The organism is Alishewanella sp. HH-ZS (genome assembly GCF_001704375.1).
GTDB lineage: Bacteria > Pseudomonadota > Gammaproteobacteria > Enterobacterales > Alteromonadaceae > Alishewanella > Alishewanella aestuarii.
Genome location: NZ_LZEJ01000003.1, coordinates 88,668 through 107,028 on the forward strand (window position 1 = coordinate 88,668; position 18,361 = coordinate 107,028).

The following is an 18,361-nucleotide window of genomic DNA, read 5'->3' on the forward strand; positions in this document are numbered from 1 at the left end:
GCTTTGTTATTTATGCTAAAGCGGCTATGGCAGCAAAAGTTTCAGGCTTATCTGGCGCGTAGCCAACCGGCGCAACCCAGCGTCTGCCTGACGCAAAAGCGGATCTATATTTTACCAAGCCGCCTCGGGCTCTGGTTTGCGCTGTTGGTGCTGCTGCTGTATTTACTGGGCACCAATTATCAAAACAATCTGATCCTGCTAAGCAGCTTTATGCTGCTGAGTTTATTGTTACTGACGATGTTACTGGCGTTTTATAACCTGTACCGGCTTAAACTTAGCGTGGTTGCCGATGCCGAAACCTTCGCTAATCAGCCTGCGGCCTTACCGCTACAGCTTAACAGCGCAAATTGTCAGATGCTGCAACTGGGTTTACAGGGGCAACGGCTGCAACAATTGGTGCCAGTCATTTCCGGTCAATTGGCGTTCGCATTGCAGTTACCGCTGCTTAGCCGTGGCTGTTATGAATTACCACGGCTTAAACTCAGTAGCCAGTTCCCGTTCGGACTGTTCAATTGCTGGAGTTATCCGGCGCTCAGTGCGCAGCTTTGGGTCTATCCGGCAGCGCTGGCGCCGACCGGCCAGCAAAACCTCGACGAGGATCCGGATAATCAGGGGCAGACGCAACCGCTGGAAGGCAGCGAATGGTTAAAACCGTATCAGGCGGGTGACCAACCCCGGCGCATACTGTGGAAAAAACTGGCGACCAACCCGCAACAGCCAATAGTCCGCCAGCAACAGGACGGCAATACCGTAAATGAGCAGTGGGTTAAGGTGCCGAACGCCAGTGGCGCGGCGCTGGAGCTGGCTCTGCAGCACGCCTGTTACCGTTTACAACAGCTGGAAGGTGCCGGTTCACGTTATGGTTTATTGTTACCGGGCAAAACCTTGGCCCTGGGCCAGGGCACGCAACATTTGCAACGCTGCTTACAGGAGTTGGCGTTATGTTAGCCCAGGAGCTGCAACTTAGCCGGCGCTGGCAGCAGCTGGCTGTGGCGCTGCAATTTAGTATCTTGCTGCTGTTTCAGGATGCCTTTACTCTCTGGAGCAGCGCGTTATTCCTGTTATTATTTGGCTGGTTGCTGCTGCGGCTCATTCAGCAGGCTGAACCCCTAAGTCCACGCCAGATCAACTGGCTGCTCGCACCGCTGTTACTGCTGCTATTCTGGCAGGCGCGCAGTATCGGTGCGATGAATCTGATGTTTCATATTCTGCTGCTCTCTGCGGTAGGACGCAGCTTTAGCCTGAAATTACGCCGTGATGCGATACAACTGCTGTGGGTGCAGTATTTTGCGCTCAGTTGCGGTTTTATTTTTTATCAGCAAATGCTAATGGCACTGCTAATTTTTGGTTTGTTAGCACTGAACTTAACGCTGCATTTTCAGTTATTTGCCCCGAACAGTAGTCAACTTAAACTTAAGCCGTTATTAAAAACCGTGGCACTGGCGTTGCCGATCTGGCTCGGGCTTTTCCTGTTGTTCCCGCGCTTACCGCCGCTGTGGCAAATGCCGAATCAGCAACAAGCCAGTACCGGCCTTGGCAGTGAACTGGATCCCGGCAGTATTGAACGGCTGGTACAAAATGATGCCCTGGCTTTTCGGGTCAGTTTTAACGGGCCGCCGCCAGCCCGCGAACTTTGGTACTGGCGTGCTAAAGTCTATGAACACTTTGATGGCCGCCGCTGGCAGGAGCATAGCCGTTTTGACCGGCGACAGCAGCAGCTCACGGCGTTGGCCACCCCGGCAAGCACTGATAGCCAAAACCGGCTCGACTATCAGGTACTGGCAGAGAGCAGTTTTCAGCGCGATGTGTTTAGCCTCGGCCTGCCGTTGAGCTGGAGCGAAAACCTGCAGCCGCGTCCGGCAGCGCTATTGCAAAGTACGCAACTGATCAGTCAGCGTCTTAGTTATCAGGTCAGCAGCCTGTTAAGCCCGTTACCACTGGTGGCAAACGCTGAGCGGCAGCTTAACTTGCAACAAGCCGGCAACAGTAATCCTCGCAGCCAGCAATTGGCCATGCAGCTGCAACAACAATATGGTAGTGATGGCCATCAGCTGAGTGCGGCCCTGGCCACGCTATTTCGTGAACAAGCCTTTTACTACACGCTGGAGCCCCCAATGCTAGGGGCCGATGCCATTGATCAGTTTCTGTTTCAAACCCGCAGCGGTTTTTGTAGCCACTATGCCTCAGCCAGCGCGATGTTACTTAGAGCTGCCGGCGTACCGGCACGGGTGGTTGGCGGCTATCAGGGCGGCGACTGGCAAGCTAGTCAGCAGTATTTAATTGTGCGCCAGCGTGACGCCCATGCCTGGGTTGAGTATTTGCAGGATGGCTACTGGCATTTGTTTGACCCCACTGCGGCCATTGCACCTGAGCGGATTTTACAGGGGCTGGCGCAGGCGCTAAGTGAACCGGAGCGCACGTTACTCAGTGGCTGGCAACCAGGTTGGCTGCAACAACTGGCATTACAGTGGTCACATCTGGATTATCTGTGGGCGGTGTGGGTGTTAGGCTTTGATCAAAACCAGCAATCGGTGCTGTGGCAGCAACTCGCCGCGTTATTGCACTATTGGCCACTGCTTGTCGCTATCTCACTCGGAGTGCTGTCACTGCTGATGGCTTATACGCTGGTACGCTACCGCCAGCAGCGGCTGCGACAGCAACAGGCGCCGGACCACTGGCGACGTCAGGTATTGTCCGTGTTGCCGCCACCCGGGCAAAGTGCTGAACCACTGAGTCATTGGCTAAACCGGCTGGCAACAGCCAATCCGGGTCAGGCTGAGCTACTGCAGCAGCTGCGCCAGCACTATGAACAGCTGATCTTTGCCGGTAATCAGCAGGCGGCTTACCCGTTGCAGCAGCTTATCAAGCGTGAGCGTAAACAATTACGGGCGCTAAAGCGCCCGTAATATGCCGTACAACAGCACTTAACTCTGATGTGCACCCAAAATGCGCAAAGTGCTTTGCAATTGCTCCGCACAGTGGATTCCCAGATCAGTCAGATAGCCGCCGTCCGGTTGGCTGATCAAGCCTTTGGCATACAGGCGGCTAATAGCCGCCAACACTTCAGGTTGCGCGACCTTGTGCGCTTTGATCCCGGAATTGATGCTATCCAGATTAAACAACGCCAGCACCCGTAACTCTTCTATCAGCTCAGCACTAAATGGCATAGTCACTCCTTCTCTGCCTTTTTTATTCAAGATACGCCGGGGCAGCAAAAAAGCAAGCTTAATCAGCGTTTAATATCCTCAGCTATCGCCGGTGTCAGCGGTGCCGCCCGAAGCGGTTGTACCGGCTGGCGGCTTAACTGTGTGGTTAAATAGTTAAGTGCCGCCTGCAACTGGGCATCCTGGCCGTTAAAGCTGGCATAAGGCAAATTCACCACCTCAATATCCGGTTCTACGCCATAACCTTCGATGATATAGCGGCCATCCATGGCAAACTGCGGCGTTTCCGCTACCCGCGCCACACCACGGTCGGCCAGTAAGTTACGACCGGATAACCAGACACCGGCACCGGCGGTACGTTGCCCTATCACCGGGCCCAGGCCCAGCGCCCGCACGCCAGCGGAGAAGGTTTCGCCATCAGAGTAAGTCAAGGGGTCAGCCAGCACCACTAAATGGCCGCGGAAGGCTTGCTGCATATTGGTATAGGGTGCGCCATGGGTTGGTTGCCAGAACGACCAGGCCCGGCGTAACAGCTTCTCAATAATCCAGCTGTCAATATTGCCGCCACGGTTGCGCCGCACATCGATAATCAGGCCCTCTTTCTGGAAATGGGCATAAAACTCACGGGCAAAATTGGCAATATCTGCCGGCCCCATCGCATTCAGATGCAAATAGCCAAAGCGCCCGCTTGATACCTCAGTAACCTGCTGCAAATTGCGCTGTACCCAGTCCTGATAACGCAACATCGATTCCTGCGCCGCCGGCACAGGTTCGACAATACGCTTCAGTGCGGTATTACCGCGCTTTAGCTCCAGCAACACCTGACGCCCCGCCTGATTGCGCAGTGCTGTGGTCAATTCCGCCAGATTGCTGATGCGCTGACCATTCACCGCGATAATCACATCACCGGCCTGAATATTAACCCCTGGTCTTGCCAGCGGTGAAGCCTGAGCCGGCAGTTCCGGATCGGTCTGATAAATATGCGCGACCTGCACCCCGCCCGGCTGATTGTTTAAACGCGCACCCAGACTTGCCGCACCGGGCGCTGTGGGATCGTCACGATATTCCCCTCCGCGCACCTGCGAATGCAGAGCGTTTAGCTCGCCCATCATTTGCGATAACAGATCGTCCAGTTCGTGCCGGTCCGTGACGCGCTGTAAGAGCGGTAAATACTTGCTGCGGGTCGCTTGCCAATCCAGCCCCCGCATATTTTTATCAAACAGAAAATCGCGGTGCATCAGCCAGGCGTCATTAAACATCTGCCGCCACTCGGTTTGCGGCACCACCGCGAGGCGCAGTGCTGCGGTATTTAACCGGGCCGTGCTCAGATCCGCCGGTAACTTATCGCTGGCCGGCACCAGTAACAGCTCGCCACTGTTATCCTGAGCCGCTTTTTGAATAAACAGGGTTTTGCCATCGGCACTTAACTGATAACGCGCCACGCCTTTGCTAACGCTGCTGGTTTTCACCGCACGCTGGGCAATATTAACGGTCAGTAATTCTGACGCCTGCTCGCCCTGCCCGCGGCTTAGCAAATAAAGCCGTTCATTATTCAGACTTAATTGCCGGTAGTTACCGGCGCTGACAGGCACCTGCCACAAACGGCTGGCTAGGCCTTGCCAGTCAATACGCTGCGCGCGACGGCCCTGCATCGCCTCGGTAGCAGCCTTGTTATCGCAGTTAACCAGCTCTTGCGCCGGCGCAAAGGGGAAACAGGCCTCGGCTTTCAGGCTAAGGGCAAAGATTTCTGCTCTTTTATCAAACATCGGCCCCAGGTTACGGTCGCCCCAGGGGCTGGAAGGGGTGGCGCGGAACTGACGATCAGAAAGAAAGTACAACCAGAGGCCATCCGGGCTAAAGGCCGGGGCATAGGATTCATATTTATCGCTGGTCAGGACTTCGCTGCGCTGCTCAGCCAGACTGTACAGTACCACCTGACTGCGCGGTCGCTGCTGATGATTCAGCGTAAAGGCCAGAAGCTGGCTATCTGCTGACCAGATCACATCGGCGTAGGGTGAATGTCCCCAGCCTTGCTGATAAATTTTGCGATTACTGCCAGTTTGCAGATCGAGTAACCAGAGATCGCCGTTTTTATCATCGTGCGCCAGATAGCGGCCATCCGGTGACAGCTGTAAGCCCCAACGGAAGGTTGACCCGTCTTTGGTTAATTGCTCAGCACGGTTAGCACCATCGGCAGCAAAGCGCCAGATCTCGTTTTCGCCACTGGCATCGTTAATAGCGTACACCCAGTTACCATCATGACTCAGCAAGGCTTGCCGGGAGCGACTGCCTTCTGGTGTTGCGATCTGAACTGTGCGTCTGTTGTCCTGGCCGACCAGGATAATCTGGCTTCGTACCGTTAAGGCCGCTTGTTTGGTATTCGCATTAGCTGTGACGTCAGTGAGGTAACTCAGCGGCTTATCCAGCCAGCGCTCGCGTTGTTGCAGCCGATCCGACGCCAGTTGTAATGGCAGCGTCTGGCTTTGACCACTGGCTAAATCCAGCTGCACCAGGTCGGCACCCAATTGATACACCGCCTTACCTTCACTGACCGATAAGCGGCCAATACGCCAGTCTTGCTGTTGCGTATGCTGTTGCAGATCCTGACCAGCTAAGGTGACTGACCAGATATTACTATTGCCATCGGCATCACTGACAAAGTAAACCCGGCCATTAGCCACCTGTGGCTGGCTAATAGAGCCAGCGTGTTCCGGTAATAAACGCTCGGCTTCTACGCTTGAGCCTAAAGTCCAGCGCCACAGCTCGCCCATGGCGCCGCCGCGATAAACTTTGGCATTATCCCCGGTCAAATGCAGGCCAAAACGGGTAAAAAACAGCGTATTACTGCTCTCATCTAGCTGACCGCTATTGGCATCGGCCAGCGGCAGTATGGTACTGAGGCCGGTTTTCGGATCGAGTAAGGTCAGTTGCCAGAAATTCGCCGGGCCGCTGGCGTTATCGGTAGCATATAACAACCGGCCATCGCTCAGGCTTTGTAACAGACGCACCCGGCTGTTTTCAAAGGTCAGGCGTTCGGCCGGGCCACCGCTCAGTGCCAGCTGATAAACCTCGTCCGTACCCTCGTAATTGGCGACAAAATACAGCGTCTGACCATCAGCGGCGAGCAAGGGATCGCGCTCCAGTGCCGGATGAGTTGTCAGGCGCTGTGCCTGTTGCTGGCCAAGGCTGCCCTTCCAGATATCACCTTCAGCGGTAAACACCAGTTGTTGTTGCTGCAAAGCCGGAAAACGATAGTAGCCTTCGCTTGCTGTGCTGGCCAATGCTGGGTTAAAGCAGCTAGCAAAACACAGAGAAAGTAGGGTTAGCGGGAAACGGCGGCCAATAGCCATGGTGAATACCTCATTGCTGTTATATTGTTATTCTAATAGCCAGAAACTAACAGAATGCCGCTACCACGGGTAGTCACAGCCGCTCAAATGACCGGAAAAAACGATAAAAAAAGCCAGCACTGAAACGCTGGCTTGTTGCTAACCATCAACCCGAACTAACGCAGAACTTCCCCCAGTGCCTGTAAACACAGCGCCACGTTCTCGCGCCGGGCGCCAAAGCCCATCAGGCCAATGCGCCAGGCTTTACCGGCCAGATCGCCAAGGCCGGCGCCAATCTCCAGGTTATAGTCGTTTAGCAAACGGCTACGCACAGCGGCATCATCCACGCCGGCCGGGATATAAATGGCATTTAATTGCGGCAAGCGGTATGGTTCAGCCACCACGAAGTCGATACCAAGCTGGTGTAAGCCCTGCTTTAATTGCTGATGCATCGCCTGATGTCTGGCCCAGGCTTGCTCCAAGCCCTCTGCCGCCAGTAAGCGTAGCGACTCATGCAGCGCGTACAGCGTATTAACCGGTGCCGTATGGTGATACGCCCGTTTAGCACCGCCGCTCCAATAGGACATCACCAGGCTTTGATCGAGGAACCAGCTTTGCACCGGCGTCTTGCGTGCCTTGATTTTTGCCACCGAAGCCGGCGAGAAAGACACCGGTGATAAACCCGGTACGCAAGACAAACATTTCTGACTGCCGGAATAAATGGCATCAATGCCCCAGTCATCTACGCGCAGCTCGACACCACCAAGTGAGGTGACGGCATCCACAATACTCAGACAATCATACTGCCTGGCCAACGCACAGAGCGTTTTGGCATCTGATAGCGCCCCGGTTGAGGTTTCCGCATGCACAAAGGCCAGAAAGCGCGCATCCGGGTGCTGCTGCAGCGCTTGTTCCACCTTAGCCGGATCCACCGGTTCGCCCCAGCTATGATCGACCGTCACGGCAATACCGCCGCAACGTTCGACATTCTGCCGCATCCGTTCGCCAAACACGCCGTTACGACAAACGATCACTTTCTCACCAGGTTCCACCAGGTTGACAAAACAGGCTTCCATCCCGGCTGAGCCCGGTGCGGAGATGGCCAGCGTCATCTCGTTGCGGGTTTGAAACGCATATTGCAGCAGTTGCTTCAGTTCATCCATCATGCCGACAAACAGCGGATCCAAATGGCCGACAGTGGGTTTACTTTGTGCGGCCAGCACCGTCGGATATACATCAGAAGGCCCGGGGCCCATTAAAATACGCCGCGGTGGATTAAAAGCCGCGATAATAGGTGCGGGGATCAGCGCCAGGGTCATAAATAAGCTCTCCTTAACATAGCCTGCAGCGTGCAAGGCAAAAAAGCGAACTGGCAGCATAGCAAATTATCCGGCCAAAGACGGTGCAGGCGCGGCATTTAGCTGAATAACGAAGATAAAGCGGCGAAATAGCGGCACGACAGCCGTGCTGTTGTCGGCTATAATCGCCGGTTTCGTCAGTGGGAGTACCCTATGCAAACCCTACCCGCCTGTCCCAGTTGTCAGGCTGAATACACCTATCAGGATGGCGAGTTGCTGCTTTGCCCGGCCTGCGGCCATCAATGGTCTGCGACTGACAACGCAACCCCTGAGCAAGGACTGCAAATCCGCGATAGCGCCGGCAACCTGCTGCAGGACGGCGATACCGTTACCGTAATTAAAGATCTAAAAGTGAAGGGCTCTTCAGCAGTAGTGAAAATTGGCACTAAGGTGAAGAATATCCGGCTGGTGTCAGGCGATCATGATATCGACTGTAAAATTGATGGCTTTGGCGCCATGAGCCTGAAATCGGAGTTTGTACGTAAGGTTTAACTGGCGGTAGCGCACCAGATAGCAGACACCCCGCTAGTGCGGGGTGCTGTCGGTTAAGGCTTAATTGCAGACTTAAGTTAAGGCTTAAAACTGCCGGCTGTTTTGCAACGCAGCAATGCGTTTTTCCAGCGGTGGATGGCTTAAGAACAGTTCTGATTTGGCTTTCTTACCGGAAATACCAAAGGCCATCATACTGCCTTCCAGGCGGCTTTCATGGTTATACTTTAACCGCTCCAGCGCTTTAATCATCTTACCGGCACCGGCTAAACGGGCGGCACCGGCATCAGCCCGGTATTCTCGCTGCCGCGAGAACCACATCACAATGATGCTGGCCAGAATACCAAATACCATTTCCAGTACGATAACGATGGCAAAATACGCCAGCTGGCCCATTTGCTGGTTGTTGTTACGAATCACACCGGCAATTAAACGCGCTAAGAAAATCACAAAGGTATTCACCACGCCCTGGATCAGCGTTAGCGTCACCATATCGCCATTGGCGATGTGAGACACCTCATGTGCCAACACCGCTTCGACTTCATCTTCGCTCATATTGCGCAGCAAACCGGTAGATACGGCGACCAGCGCATTATTACGGTTAGCCCCGGTAGCAAAGGCATTCATTTCTGGCGAGTCATAGACCGCCACTTCCGGCATACCAATGCCTGCCGCTTTCGCTTGCTTGGCCACGGTATTCATCAGCCAGTGCTCAGTAGCATTACGCGGCTGAGTGATCACCACAGCGCCGGTAGAGCGCTTAGCCATCCACTTAGACATCAGTAACGAGATAAAGGAGCCACCAAAGCCAAAAATCGCGGCAAACACCAGTAAGCCGCCGATACTGCTATGGTCTATTCCCAGAAAGCTGAACACGATATTTAATACAATGCTCAGAACTAAAATCACCGCTAAGTTAGTTGCCAGAAATAACAACACCCGTTTCATCGATACACCCTCTTAAGATTTACTGCACCTGTATATATGGGCATAGACCATGAATTCAATTTCTGGTTGCCGTTTTACGGCAAAAAATATGAAAAGTCAGGTAAAACGTGTAAGTAAATATAAGCACTCACAACGGCCTAAGTCAGATGTTGTTCTAAGGCTGCCGCTAACTGAAGCGCGATTTCCGGCTTAGCGACAGCGGCATAAGGCACAGTAGCCAGCAAGGGCGCCTGAATACGCTGCGTTAAGTCCGCAATATTTTGTGCCAGATACAGCATATCCGGGCTGATAATATTGGCGACCCAACCAAGGATTTTGGCGCCACTGCGCTCTAATTCCCGCACAGTGAGCATGGCATGATTTAAACAGCCCAGCTTAATGCCTACCACTAACACCACCGGCAATTGCTGTTCCAGCACCCAATCCGCCAGATAACGCTTATCCGATAAGGGTAATAACCAACCGCCAGCGCCCTCGATTAAAATGCGCTGCGCCTGAGTTTGCTGTAACTGCTGCAAATGTGCAGTCAGTTGTGGCTCATCCAGCCTGATACCGGCCGCCGCGGCCACCAGATGCGGTGCGGCCGGTTCAGCTAAACACACCGGATTATGCTGCGCATAAGGTAACGCGATACCAGAATGCTGCTGCAACAGTAACGCGTCACTATTTTGCAGGCTGCCATCCGCCGCCTGCTCTGCACCCGCTGCCAGCGGTTTCGCGCCCAGCGCAGTAATGCCCAAAGCGGCATAGCCTTGTAACAACAAGGCACTGACATAGGTCTTACCGGCATCGGTATCAGTGCCGGTAACAAAAAAACAGTGTTGGTTCATCATTAATCCCTGCATGGCTTGCTAAGCTGTAACACCGCAACCTGATAGCTGGCCGTTAAACCTGAAGCACTGGCATTCGGATAGGCCGCCGCAACCTGTTGCCAGTAACCCTTGCCGGTTAACCCCTGCCGCCCACGATTGGCAATATAACTGGCGCCCAATTGTTTTAACTCTTTTGCCAGCGCAAAGATATCCGGGTAGCTAAGGTCAAGCTGATAGCTATGCACTTGCCAGCTTGCGCCTGAGGCCTCTGCGGCGGCGCTGAGTGCATTGAGGGGTAAAAAATGTTGCACATGCTGGTGTTGATCCACGGCGGCGAAGGCGGTCTGCAACTCGCTAAGGGTGCCGGCAACTAAGGTCGTGACCACAGCCCGGCCCCCTGGCGTCAGTACCCGGCTAATTTCGCGCAGAACCTGAGCTGGCTCAGGGCACCACTGCAGCATTAAACTGGAAAATACGGTATTGATACTGGCATCAGCCAGTGGGATCGCCGCCGCATCGGCTAACAGATAATGCGCCGCCTGCCCCTGTGCCTTGGCCGCAGCCAGCATGCCGGGACTAAAATCCAGCGCAGTCAGCGTTTCGGTATGTGGTGCTAACTCCGGATGCAGCCAACCCGGGCCGCAGCCCAAATCGAGCGTGTTGCCCAGTGTTGTGCCTGTAAGCGAACCGGCAGCCGTTAAACCGGCCAACGCCTGATAGGCGACCTGGCGCTGTAAGCGGGCCGCGTGCTGATAACTGGCCGCGGCTTTACCAAAACAGGCGGCGATGGCGCCCTGAGAAGCTTGTATTACAGCCTGCATTAAAAGTACTGCCTTAAGGTATTGATTAAAAACCGGATATCGTCCGGCTGATGACTGGCGCTCAGCGTTATGCGTAACCTGGCGCTATTAGGTGGTACCGTCGGTGGCCGGATCGCGGTTAGCCAAATCCCCTGTTGTTGCAAGGCCTGGCTCAGTGCCAAAGCACGACTGGCTTCGCCTAATAGCAGCAGCTGAATGGCACTGTGCTGGCTGCGATCCAGCCAGCTTGTCGTCGCCTCTTCTGCATGCAGCAGCGGTAAACCGGCCTCTGCTGCCAGTTGTCGGAACAAGCGGATATTGTCCTGTAGCAGGTCACGTCGCCACTGCTCAGTGCGAACTAAGCGGATGGCACAGTGCACCGCCGCGCAAAGTGCCGGTGGCAGCGCTGTGCTGTAAATATAATGTTTGGCAAACTGTTCCAGATACTCGATAACGGTGCTGTTCGCTGCCAGAAAAGCACCGCTGGCGCCCAGGGCTTTGCCAAAATTGGCCATGGTGCAGAACAGCTCGCTGTTTGCCACCCCCTGAGCCGCCGCGGTACCTCGCCCCTCAGGCCCCAGTACGCCTATACCATGCGCATCATCCAGTAGCAGCGCGGCCTGATGCTGCTGACACAGCTTCAGCATAGCCGGCAAATCCGGACTATCACCATCCATACTAAAGACACCTTCAGTCACCACCAACTGATGTCTGGCGCTGACGGTTTTTTGTAACAGCTTTTCTAAGGAAGCCAACTTATTATGCGCAAAACGCCGCAGTGGCTGCTTGGCCTGCGAAGGATGCTGCTGCGCAGCGCTAATCAGGGAGGCATGGCAGAGCTTATCGAGCAGCAGCTGATCATCGGCACTGGCCAGACACTCCAGCATACTTTGGTTAGCGGCAAAGCCCGAGCTAAACAGCAAGACCCGCTCGACACCAAGCCAATCACAAAGCTCGGTACTTAACGCCTGATGCGCGGCATGAAAACCCGTTACCAGCGGTGAGCCGGTACTGCCCACCCCATATTGGCTGACCGCATCACACAGCGCTTGCTGGACTTTGGGCTCGCTGGCCAACCCCAGATAGTCATTACCGGAAAAATTCAGATACTGCCGGCCATTGACATGCAATAACCGGCCAGAGACGGCGCCAAGTGCCCTGGTGCTACGCCTGAGCGCCTTAGCCTCGCGCTCGGCAAGTGCCTGTTGCATGGCGGCAAGCTGCATGGCGCTTAGCCTGCAGCATGATATAGCGGCGGATTTTGCTGCTCTTTAATGGCATCGGCCAGTGCCAGCGCATGGGCTTCATCCGACACATCCTGGCGCTTTTCCGGCACTATGCCGAGCTTGGCAAATAATTGCATATCCGCATCCGCCGCCGGGTTTTCGGTGGTCAGCAGTTTGTCACCGTAGAAAATGGAGTTGGCACCGGCGAAAAAGCATAGCGCCTGCATCTGTTCATTCATCCGGCTACGGCCAGCAGATAAGCGAACATGGCTTTGTGGCAACATAATACGGGCGACGGCAATGGTACGGATAAATTCAAAACCGTCCAGATCGGCGACATTCTCCAGTGGTGTGCCTTCTACCTTGACCAGCATATTAATTGGCACACTCTCCGGATGCAGCGGCAAATTAGCAATTTGCATTAGTAACGCCGAGCGGTCATTAGCACTTTCGCCCATACCGACAATGCCACCACAACAGACTTTCATGCCGGCATCGCGCACATGGCTCAGCGTATCCAGTCGATCCTGATAACTGCGGGTGGTGATAATCTCACCATAAAACTCCGGCGAAGTATCCAGGTTGTGGTTGTAGTAATCCAGGCCTGCTGCGGCCAGTGAATGCGCCTGCTCCGGCTCCAGCTTACCCAGAGTCATACAGGTTTCCAGGCCCATGGCTTTTACACCACGCACCATTTCAATTAAATACGGCATATCGCGCTGCTTAGGGTTACTCCAGGCGGCGCCCATACAAAAGCGGCTGGCGCCCTTGTCTTTCGCGGCCGCAGCCTGGCGCAGCACCTTTTCTACCTCTAGCAGCCGCTCACGCTCAAGGCCGGTATTGTAATGGCCACTTTGCGGGCAATACTTACAATCTTCGGCACAGGCACCGGTTTTAATCGACAGTAAGGTGCTAACCTGCACCTCATTGGCATTAAAATGTGCCCGGTGCACCGACTGTGCCTGAAACAATAGATCGTTAAAGGGTAAGGCGAACAGCGCGTTAACCTCGGCTAAAGTCCAGTTATGGCGGGGAGTAACCTGAAAAAAAGATGTGGCCTGCATGGGGATCCCTGTTATCAGCGTAGCAGCATTGAGCCGCAATGGTTTTTCCGCTAGTCTAGCGACCAACCCTGGCTTGTCAACGCAGACCTGCCATCAAAGTTTACTATTGATTATTTTATGAGCATAAATCTGGATTTTGATCGCCTGCATATCTGGCACCCCTATACGTCGATGTTATCGCCACTACCGGTTTATCCGATAGTGCGGGCCGATGGCTGCGAACTGGAGTTGGAAGACGGCCGTAAACTGATTGACGGCACCGCCTCCTGGTGGTCAGCCGTGCATGGTTATAATCACCCACGGCTGAATCAGGCCATCAGCAGCCAACTTAGCCAGATGGCGCACGTAATGTTTGGCGGCATTACCCATCAACCGGCGGTGGCACTCTGTCAGCAGCTGCTTAAGATGGTTCCGGCCAATCTCAGCAAGGTTTTCCTGGCCGACAGCGGCTCTATTGCGGTAGAAGTGGCGCTAAAAATGGCGCTGCAATACTGGCAAGGCGTGGGGAAAACCCAAAAAAACCGGCTGGTGAGTCTACGCAAAGGCTACCATGGGGATACCTTTGCGGCGATGGCGGTCTGCGACCCGCATGACAGTATGCATAGTATGTTTAGCCAGTTACTGCCACAGCATGATTTCCTGCCGGCACCACAGAGTGCTTTTGCCGGCCCCTTTGACGCTAACGATCTGACGCCACTACGTGATCTGCTGCGCCAGTCTGCCAATGACATCGCCGCCATCATTCTGGAGCCGATCGTTCAGGGCTATGGTGGTATGCGCTTTTATCATCCGGATTATTTACGTGGTGTACGTGAGCTCTGTGACCAGTATCAGGTGCTGCTGATTGCCGATGAAATTGCTACCGGCTTTGGCCGCAGCGGTAAGCTATTTGCCTGTGAGCATGCGGCAATCAATCCGGATATCCTGTGTCTGGGCAAGGCGTTAAGTGGTGGCTATCTGACGCTGGCCGCCACGCTGTGCAGCGATGAAATTGCCCGCGGTATTAGTTTAAGTGCAGCCGGCGGTTTAATGCATGGCCCGACTTTTATGGCCAATCCGCTGGCCTGTGCGGTAGCACTGGAGAGTATCCGCATCATTGCCGAGGGGCATTGGCAACAGCAAGTGGCGGCGATTGAACAACAGCTTAGCGCGGAGTTAGCCCCCTGTGCTAAGCTTGCGGCAGTCAAACAAGTGCGGGTACTGGGCGCCATTGGCGTGCTGGAAATGCGGCAAAAAGTGGATGTGGCGAAATTACAGGCCGGGTTTGTCGAGCGCGGCGTCTGGATCCGGCCCTTTAATAACCTGATCTATATTATGCCGCCCTTTACCATTAGCAGTGCACAGCTAAGCCGTCTCTGTTGGTCGATGTACGAGGTCGCCTCGTCGTGCTAGAGTAAACCGGATAACGCAACAGGCCGTAGTTTTTGTGCCTAATCACAATAAATTATTGGAGCCCATAATGAAAATAACCAAACCTCTTAGCCTCTTAACCGGCGCCGCGCTGTTACTGTGTAGCAGCGTGGCGTTGGCCAACCGCTTTGCCGATGTGCAGGTTAATGCTACCCCGCTGAAAGACAGCGTTTATATGCTGACCGGCGCTGGCGGTAATATGGCCGCAGTCGCAACCAGCGACGGCGTACTATTGATTGACAGTCAGTATGCCGAGCTGGCGGATAAAATTCGCGCTACGTTAAAAACCTTAAGCCCGGCTGAGCTCACTACGCTGATTAATACCCATATGCATGGCGATCATGTTGGTGGTAATGCGGCACTGGCCGCCAATGCCAATATTATCGCCCATGCCAATGTCAAAACCCGCCTTAGCGCTGATAACAATTTCGACCGTGCGGGCCTACCAAAAACCACCATCATCGAGAAAACTACCATTAATCATCATGGCGTTGAAATGGTACTGGAGCCGATGCCGGCCAGCCATACTGATGGTGATTTACTGATTTGGTTCCCGAAACAAAACATTGTGCATATGGGCGATTTAATGTTCCAGGGCCGCTTTCCGTTCGTCGACACCAATAACGGCGGTAATGTGCAGCAATATATTGAAAATACCCGCTATGTGATTAGCCAAATTGATGACCAAACGCAGGTGATTCCGGGCCATGGTGAGCTGACTAATAAAGCCGGCTTACAGCGAGAACTGGCTATGATGGAGCAAACGCTGACGCTGGTGACTGCCGCCAAACAGCAAGGCGTCTCTGAAGCCGAACTGATTGCCAAGGGCCTTGGCGACGAGTTCAAAGCCTGGCACTGGAACTTTATTACCGAAGAGCGCTGGATCAAAACCCTGTATCAGGCGGTACCCTGATGCTAAAACGCCTGAGCCTGCTTGGCGCACTGTTTTTCAGCGCCGCTATCTTGTCACAAACCCCGGGTGAGCCAGTGCAGTATCTGTTGTCGCAAATAAATGGCAGCAGCGCGAACCAACTGGCGCTGACAGATGGCAGTCTCTGGCGTTTAACGGCACCGCGGGCTTTAGCCCGTGGTAGCGCTATTCTTATTAGCGGCCGTAACTTACGTACTGGCAACGTACAGGCATTAAGTGGCGGCTTTCAGTTTGACCTGAGTTATCAGGATGGTCAGCTGCCGGCGCAACAAGGTTATAAGCTGCAATTGATAGCCAGTCAGCAGGATGGCAAGCAACTGCTGCTGGAAAATAATATCCGGCTTTGGGTGCTGGATGCGGATCGACTCGAAAGCCGGCACTTTCGGGGTACAGCTGAGGTGATCCTAAGTGCCGATGGTCAGCAGCTTATTTATTTACCTAATTTGAAAAAGGTGCAGGTCCGTCAGGTCGCAGCACCCTAGTACGCAACTTTCTTCCGGCAAGCCAACTCTTTTCTGCTGGCGCAACTTTTTGCTTGTATTCAGCCTTGCGCCAAGTATCATTACTGCTTTAATTCAATCCGGGCGCTAGAGCTGATGCCGCCCCTGCTTGTCCCTTTGGAGTTGTTTGCATGACGCATGCTGTTATTAAAGATGTTCTGGCCGGTCGCTATGCGGTTGGCGAAAAGATCACGGTAAAAGGCTGGATCCGCACCCGCCGCGATTCAAAAGCCGGTATTTCCTTTTTAGCCGTGCATGACGGCAGCTGTTTTGATGCGGTACAGGCCGTGGTTCCTGCCAATCTGGCCAATTACGAAACAGAAGTAAAGCGTCTGACCACCTCGTGCTCTGTGGCGGTTTCAGGTGTTATCGCCCGCTCTGAAGGTCAGGGCCAGGCGTATGAAATTCAGGCCGATGTTGTTGAGGTATTAGGCTGGGTAGAGAACCCGGATACTTACCCTATGGCCCCCAAACGCCACAGCATGGAATATTTGCGCGAGCAGGCACACCTGCGGCCACGTACCAATATTATGGGCGCCGTCACCCGGGTGCGGCATTGTCTGGCACAGGCCATTCACCGCTTTTTTCATGAGCAGGGTTATTACTGGATCAGTACGCCAATTATTACCGGCTCTGATACCGAAGGTGCCGGTGAGATGTTCCGCGTCAGTACGCTGGATATTCACAACCTGCCACGTAACGACCAGGGTAAAATCGATTTTAGCCAGGACTTCTTTGGTAAAGAGACCTTCTTAACGGTATCAGGTCAGCTGAATGGCGAAGCCTATGCCTGTGCGCTGTCTAAGATCTATACCTTTGGCCCAACCTTCCGTGCCGAGAACTCTAACACCAGCCGCCATCTGGCTGAATTCTGGATGATTGAACCGGAAGTCGCCTTTGCTGAGCTAAAAGATATCGCCCAGCTGGCCGAAGATATGCTGAAATACGTGTTTAAAGCGGTACTGACCGAGCGCGCCGATGATTTAGCCTTCTTTGCCGAGCGGATTGACGCCGATGCAATTAACCGGTTGGAAAAGGTGGTGAACTCTAGCTTTGTGCGGATGGACTACACCGATGCCATCGAAATTCTGAAAAACTGCGGTAAGAAATTCGAGTACCCGGTGGAATGGGGTGTCGATCTGCAGTCTGAACACGAGCGCTATCTGGCCGAAGAGCATATTGGTGCTCCTATCATTATGCAAAACTACCCGAAAGACATTAAAGCCTTCTATATGCGCTTAAATGAAGACGGTAAAACCGTGGCCGCGATGGACGTCCTGGCACCGGGTATCGGCGAGATTATCGGCGGTAGTCAGCGTGAAGAGCGCCTCGAAATGCTGGATAAGCGTATGGATGAGATGGGCCTGAACAAAGAAGATTACGGCTGGTATCGCGATTTACGCCGCTACGGTACTGTACCGCATGCCGGTTTTGGCTTGGGTTTTGAGCGTTTAGTATCTTATGTAACCGGTGTCGGTAACGTGCGCGATGTAATTGCGTTCCCACGGACACCGGGTAATGCAGAGTTCTAAACACTGACTGGGCAAGGCTTCGGCATCAGCATTGCCGGGAAATCAACAGTGCCGGGGAAAGCCCGGTACTTGCAAAAAAGAACCCGCAACAATTGCGGGTTCTTTTTTGGTGAGGAATAAACCGTTGGACCGGATTGTCCCACTACGCATGCCAGCGACTAAAACTCGCTAAAGAAAGCGTCTGCATCCAGCGGCGTACGATTAGGCGCACCGCCATTTGGCGTGCCGAGATATAAAAAGCCAACAATTTCATCATCCGCTGCCAGCTCAAACGCCTGCTTAACATAATCATACTGAGTGTAAGCGCCGGTGCGCCAAATGCCACCATAACCTAAGGCAAAGGCCATTTGCTGCATTGCCATCACCGCACAGGCGGTTGATTGCACCTGCTCGGCTGCCGGCACCTTGGCATGCTCGGTAACTTTGGCGATACAGACGATAACCATCGGTGCCCGCAATGGCAATTGCCGGGCGCGCTCCTGCAGCTCCAGTGACAAGGTTGGATCTTCTTCAATGGCGGCTTCGGCAAAGACATCACCCAGCCGGGTTAGCGCTGCTTTACCCTGCACTACCACAAAACGCCACGGACGTAAGGCGCCATGATCCGGCACCTGCACCGCGGCACGTTTAATCAGTGCCATAGCCTCAGCTGAGGGAGCCGGCTCGGTTAGGCGCGGCGAAGAATAACGGCTGGTCAGAAGAGTTAATGCATCCATAAACTTACCTGTAAATAGCGAGAGCTGTTGCTGCGCAGGCTATCAAAAAAAACCGTCTGACTCACGGCAATTTTGCAGCAAG

At 54.0% G+C, this 18,361-nt stretch carries 16 protein-coding genes; 7 read left to right on the top strand and 9 right to left on the bottom strand.

What is annotated here, in order from left to right; all coding sequences use genetic code 11:
- Positions 1-12: 12 nt before the first annotated feature.
- Both A9165_RS02265 and A9165_RS02270 read left to right on the top strand, forming a co-directional pair.
- Complete coding sequence (locus A9165_RS02265) at positions 13-948, top strand: DUF58 domain-containing protein (protein ID WP_065954768.1); 936 nt, start codon at positions 13-15, stop codon at positions 946-948.
- A complete protein-coding gene (locus tag A9165_RS02270; protein ID WP_065954769.1) occupies positions 942-2,906 on the top strand; it encodes a DUF3488 and transglutaminase-like domain-containing protein in 1,965 nt (654 codons plus the stop codon). The genes A9165_RS02265 and A9165_RS02270 overlap by 7 nt, the downstream gene beginning before the upstream one ends.
- A gap of 18 nt (positions 2,907-2,924) precedes the next feature.
- Here the strand turns inward: A9165_RS02270 and A9165_RS02275 are convergent, their stop codons facing one another.
- The 3 genes from A9165_RS02275 to A9165_RS02285 form a co-directional block, all read right to left on the bottom strand.
- Positions 2,925-3,167, bottom strand: coding sequence for a TIGR02647 family protein (locus A9165_RS02275; RefSeq protein ID WP_008608470.1), 243 nt, complete (start codon positions 3,165-3,167; stop codon positions 2,925-2,927).
- 62 nt (positions 3,168-3,229) lie between these two features.
- Positions 3,230-6,514, bottom strand: coding sequence for a S41 family peptidase (locus A9165_RS02280; protein ID WP_065954770.1), 3,285 nt, complete (start codon positions 6,512-6,514; stop codon positions 3,230-3,232).
- Between the two features lie 155 nt (positions 6,515-6,669).
- Positions 6,670-7,800 (bottom strand): alanine--glyoxylate aminotransferase family protein, encoded by a 1,131-nt coding sequence (locus A9165_RS02285; protein WP_065954785.1) that lies wholly within the window; start codon positions 7,798-7,800, stop codon positions 6,670-6,672.
- Between the two features lie 204 nt (positions 7,801-8,004).
- On the opposite strand from A9165_RS02285, the gene A9165_RS02290 reads away from it, so the two are divergent.
- The gene (locus A9165_RS02290; protein ID WP_008608465.1) at positions 8,005-8,343 is read left to right on the top strand and encodes a zinc ribbon domain-containing protein YjdM; all 339 of its coding nucleotides are present in this window, start codon (positions 8,005-8,007) and stop codon (positions 8,341-8,343) included.
- Between the two features lie 84 nt (positions 8,344-8,427).
- On the opposite strand, the gene htpX is transcribed toward A9165_RS02290, so the two are convergent.
- From htpX to bioB, 5 genes are all read right to left on the bottom strand, one after another.
- On the bottom strand, positions 8,428-9,288 hold the full coding sequence (gene htpX / locus A9165_RS02295; protein ID WP_008608463.1) for a protease HtpX: 861 nt from the start codon (positions 9,286-9,288) through the stop codon (positions 8,428-8,430).
- 137 nt (positions 9,289-9,425) lie between these two features.
- Positions 9,426-10,118 (bottom strand): dethiobiotin synthase, encoded by a 693-nt coding sequence (gene bioD / locus A9165_RS02300; protein ID WP_065954771.1) that lies wholly within the window; start codon positions 10,116-10,118, stop codon positions 9,426-9,428.
- 2 nt (positions 10,119-10,120) lie between these two features.
- Complete coding sequence (locus A9165_RS02305; protein ID WP_065954772.1) at positions 10,121-10,921, bottom strand: methyltransferase domain-containing protein; 801 nt, start codon at positions 10,919-10,921, stop codon at positions 10,121-10,123.
- Positions 10,921-12,126, bottom strand: coding sequence for an 8-amino-7-oxononanoate synthase (locus A9165_RS02310; protein ID WP_008608460.1), 1,206 nt, complete (start codon positions 12,124-12,126; stop codon positions 10,921-10,923). Before A9165_RS02310 ends, A9165_RS02305 begins: the two co-directional genes overlap by 1 nt.
- 5 nt (positions 12,127-12,131) lie before the next feature.
- On the bottom strand, positions 12,132-13,190 hold the full coding sequence (gene bioB, locus A9165_RS02315; protein WP_065954773.1) for a biotin synthase BioB: 1,059 nt from the start codon (positions 13,188-13,190) through the stop codon (positions 12,132-12,134).
- A gap of 117 nt (positions 13,191-13,307) precedes the next feature.
- Here bioB and bioA point away from each other — a divergent pair, with 117 nt between their 5' ends.
- The 4 genes from bioA (at position 13,308) to asnS (ending at position 17,563) form a co-directional block, all read left to right on the top strand.
- A complete protein-coding gene (gene bioA / locus A9165_RS02320) occupies positions 13,308-14,582 on the top strand; it encodes an adenosylmethionine--8-amino-7-oxononanoate transaminase (protein WP_065954774.1) in 1,275 nt (424 codons plus the stop codon).
- A 67-nt stretch (positions 14,583-14,649) separates the two neighbouring features.
- The gene (locus A9165_RS02325) at positions 14,650-15,513 is read left to right on the top strand and encodes an MBL fold metallo-hydrolase (protein ID WP_065954775.1); all 864 of its coding nucleotides are present in this window, start codon (positions 14,650-14,652) and stop codon (positions 15,511-15,513) included.
- Complete coding sequence (locus tag A9165_RS02330; RefSeq protein ID WP_065954776.1) at positions 15,513-16,013, top strand: hypothetical protein; 501 nt, start codon at positions 15,513-15,515, stop codon at positions 16,011-16,013. The genes A9165_RS02325 and A9165_RS02330 overlap by 1 nt, the downstream gene beginning before the upstream one ends.
- 149 nt (positions 16,014-16,162) lie before the next feature.
- Positions 16,163-17,563 carry an asparagine--tRNA ligase gene (gene asnS, locus A9165_RS02335; protein WP_065954777.1) on the top strand — a complete coding sequence of 467 codons (1,401 nt, stop codon included), beginning with the start codon at positions 16,163-16,165 and terminating at the stop codon, positions 17,561-17,563.
- A gap of 158 nt (positions 17,564-17,721) precedes the next feature.
- On the opposite strand, the gene A9165_RS02340 is transcribed toward asnS, so the two are convergent.
- The gene (locus A9165_RS02340; protein WP_008949274.1) at positions 17,722-18,279 is read right to left on the bottom strand and encodes an NAD(P)H nitroreductase; all 558 of its coding nucleotides are present in this window, start codon (positions 18,277-18,279) and stop codon (positions 17,722-17,724) included.
- Positions 18,280-18,361: the final 82 nt, after the last annotated feature.

Coding starts and splice junctions, on each gene's coding strand:
- bioD (WP_065954771.1), bottom strand. CDS start 10,118: ATGAACCAACACTGTTTTTTTGTTACCGGCACTGATACCGATGCCGGT.
- A9165_RS02270 (WP_065954769.1), top strand. CDS start 942: ATGTTAGCCCAGGAGCTGCAACTTAGCCGGCGCTGGCAGCAGCTGGCT.
- htpX (WP_008608463.1), bottom strand. CDS start 9,288: ATGAAACGGGTGTTGTTATTTCTGGCAACTAACTTAGCGGTGATTTTA.
- asnS (WP_065954777.1), top strand. CDS start 16,163: ATGACGCATGCTGTTATTAAAGATGTTCTGGCCGGTCGCTATGCGGTT.
- A9165_RS02325 (WP_065954775.1), top strand. CDS start 14,650: ATGAAAATAACCAAACCTCTTAGCCTCTTAACCGGCGCCGCGCTGTTA.
- A9165_RS02340 (WP_008949274.1), bottom strand. CDS start 18,279: ATGGATGCATTAACTCTTCTGACCAGCCGTTATTCTTCGCCGCGCCTA.
- A9165_RS02310 (WP_008608460.1), bottom strand. CDS start 12,126: ATGCAGCTTGCCGCCATGCAACAGGCACTTGCCGAGCGCGAGGCTAAG.
- bioA (WP_065954774.1), top strand. CDS start 13,308: ATGAGCATAAATCTGGATTTTGATCGCCTGCATATCTGGCACCCCTAT.
- A9165_RS02305 (WP_065954772.1), bottom strand. CDS start 10,921: ATGCAGGCTGTAATACAAGCTTCTCAGGGCGCCATCGCCGCCTGTTTT.
- A9165_RS02330 (WP_065954776.1), top strand. CDS start 15,513: ATGCTAAAACGCCTGAGCCTGCTTGGCGCACTGTTTTTCAGCGCCGCT.
- bioB (WP_065954773.1), bottom strand. CDS start 13,190: ATGCAGGCCACATCTTTTTTTCAGGTTACTCCCCGCCATAACTGGACT.
- A9165_RS02280 (WP_065954770.1), bottom strand. CDS start 6,514: ATGGCTATTGGCCGCCGTTTCCCGCTAACCCTACTTTCTCTGTGTTTT.
- A9165_RS02275 (WP_008608470.1), bottom strand. CDS start 3,167: ATGCCATTTAGTGCTGAGCTGATAGAAGAGTTACGGGTGCTGGCGTTG.
- A9165_RS02265 (WP_065954768.1), top strand. CDS start 13: ATGCTAAAGCGGCTATGGCAGCAAAAGTTTCAGGCTTATCTGGCGCGT.
- A9165_RS02290 (WP_008608465.1), top strand. CDS start 8,005: ATGCAAACCCTACCCGCCTGTCCCAGTTGTCAGGCTGAATACACCTAT.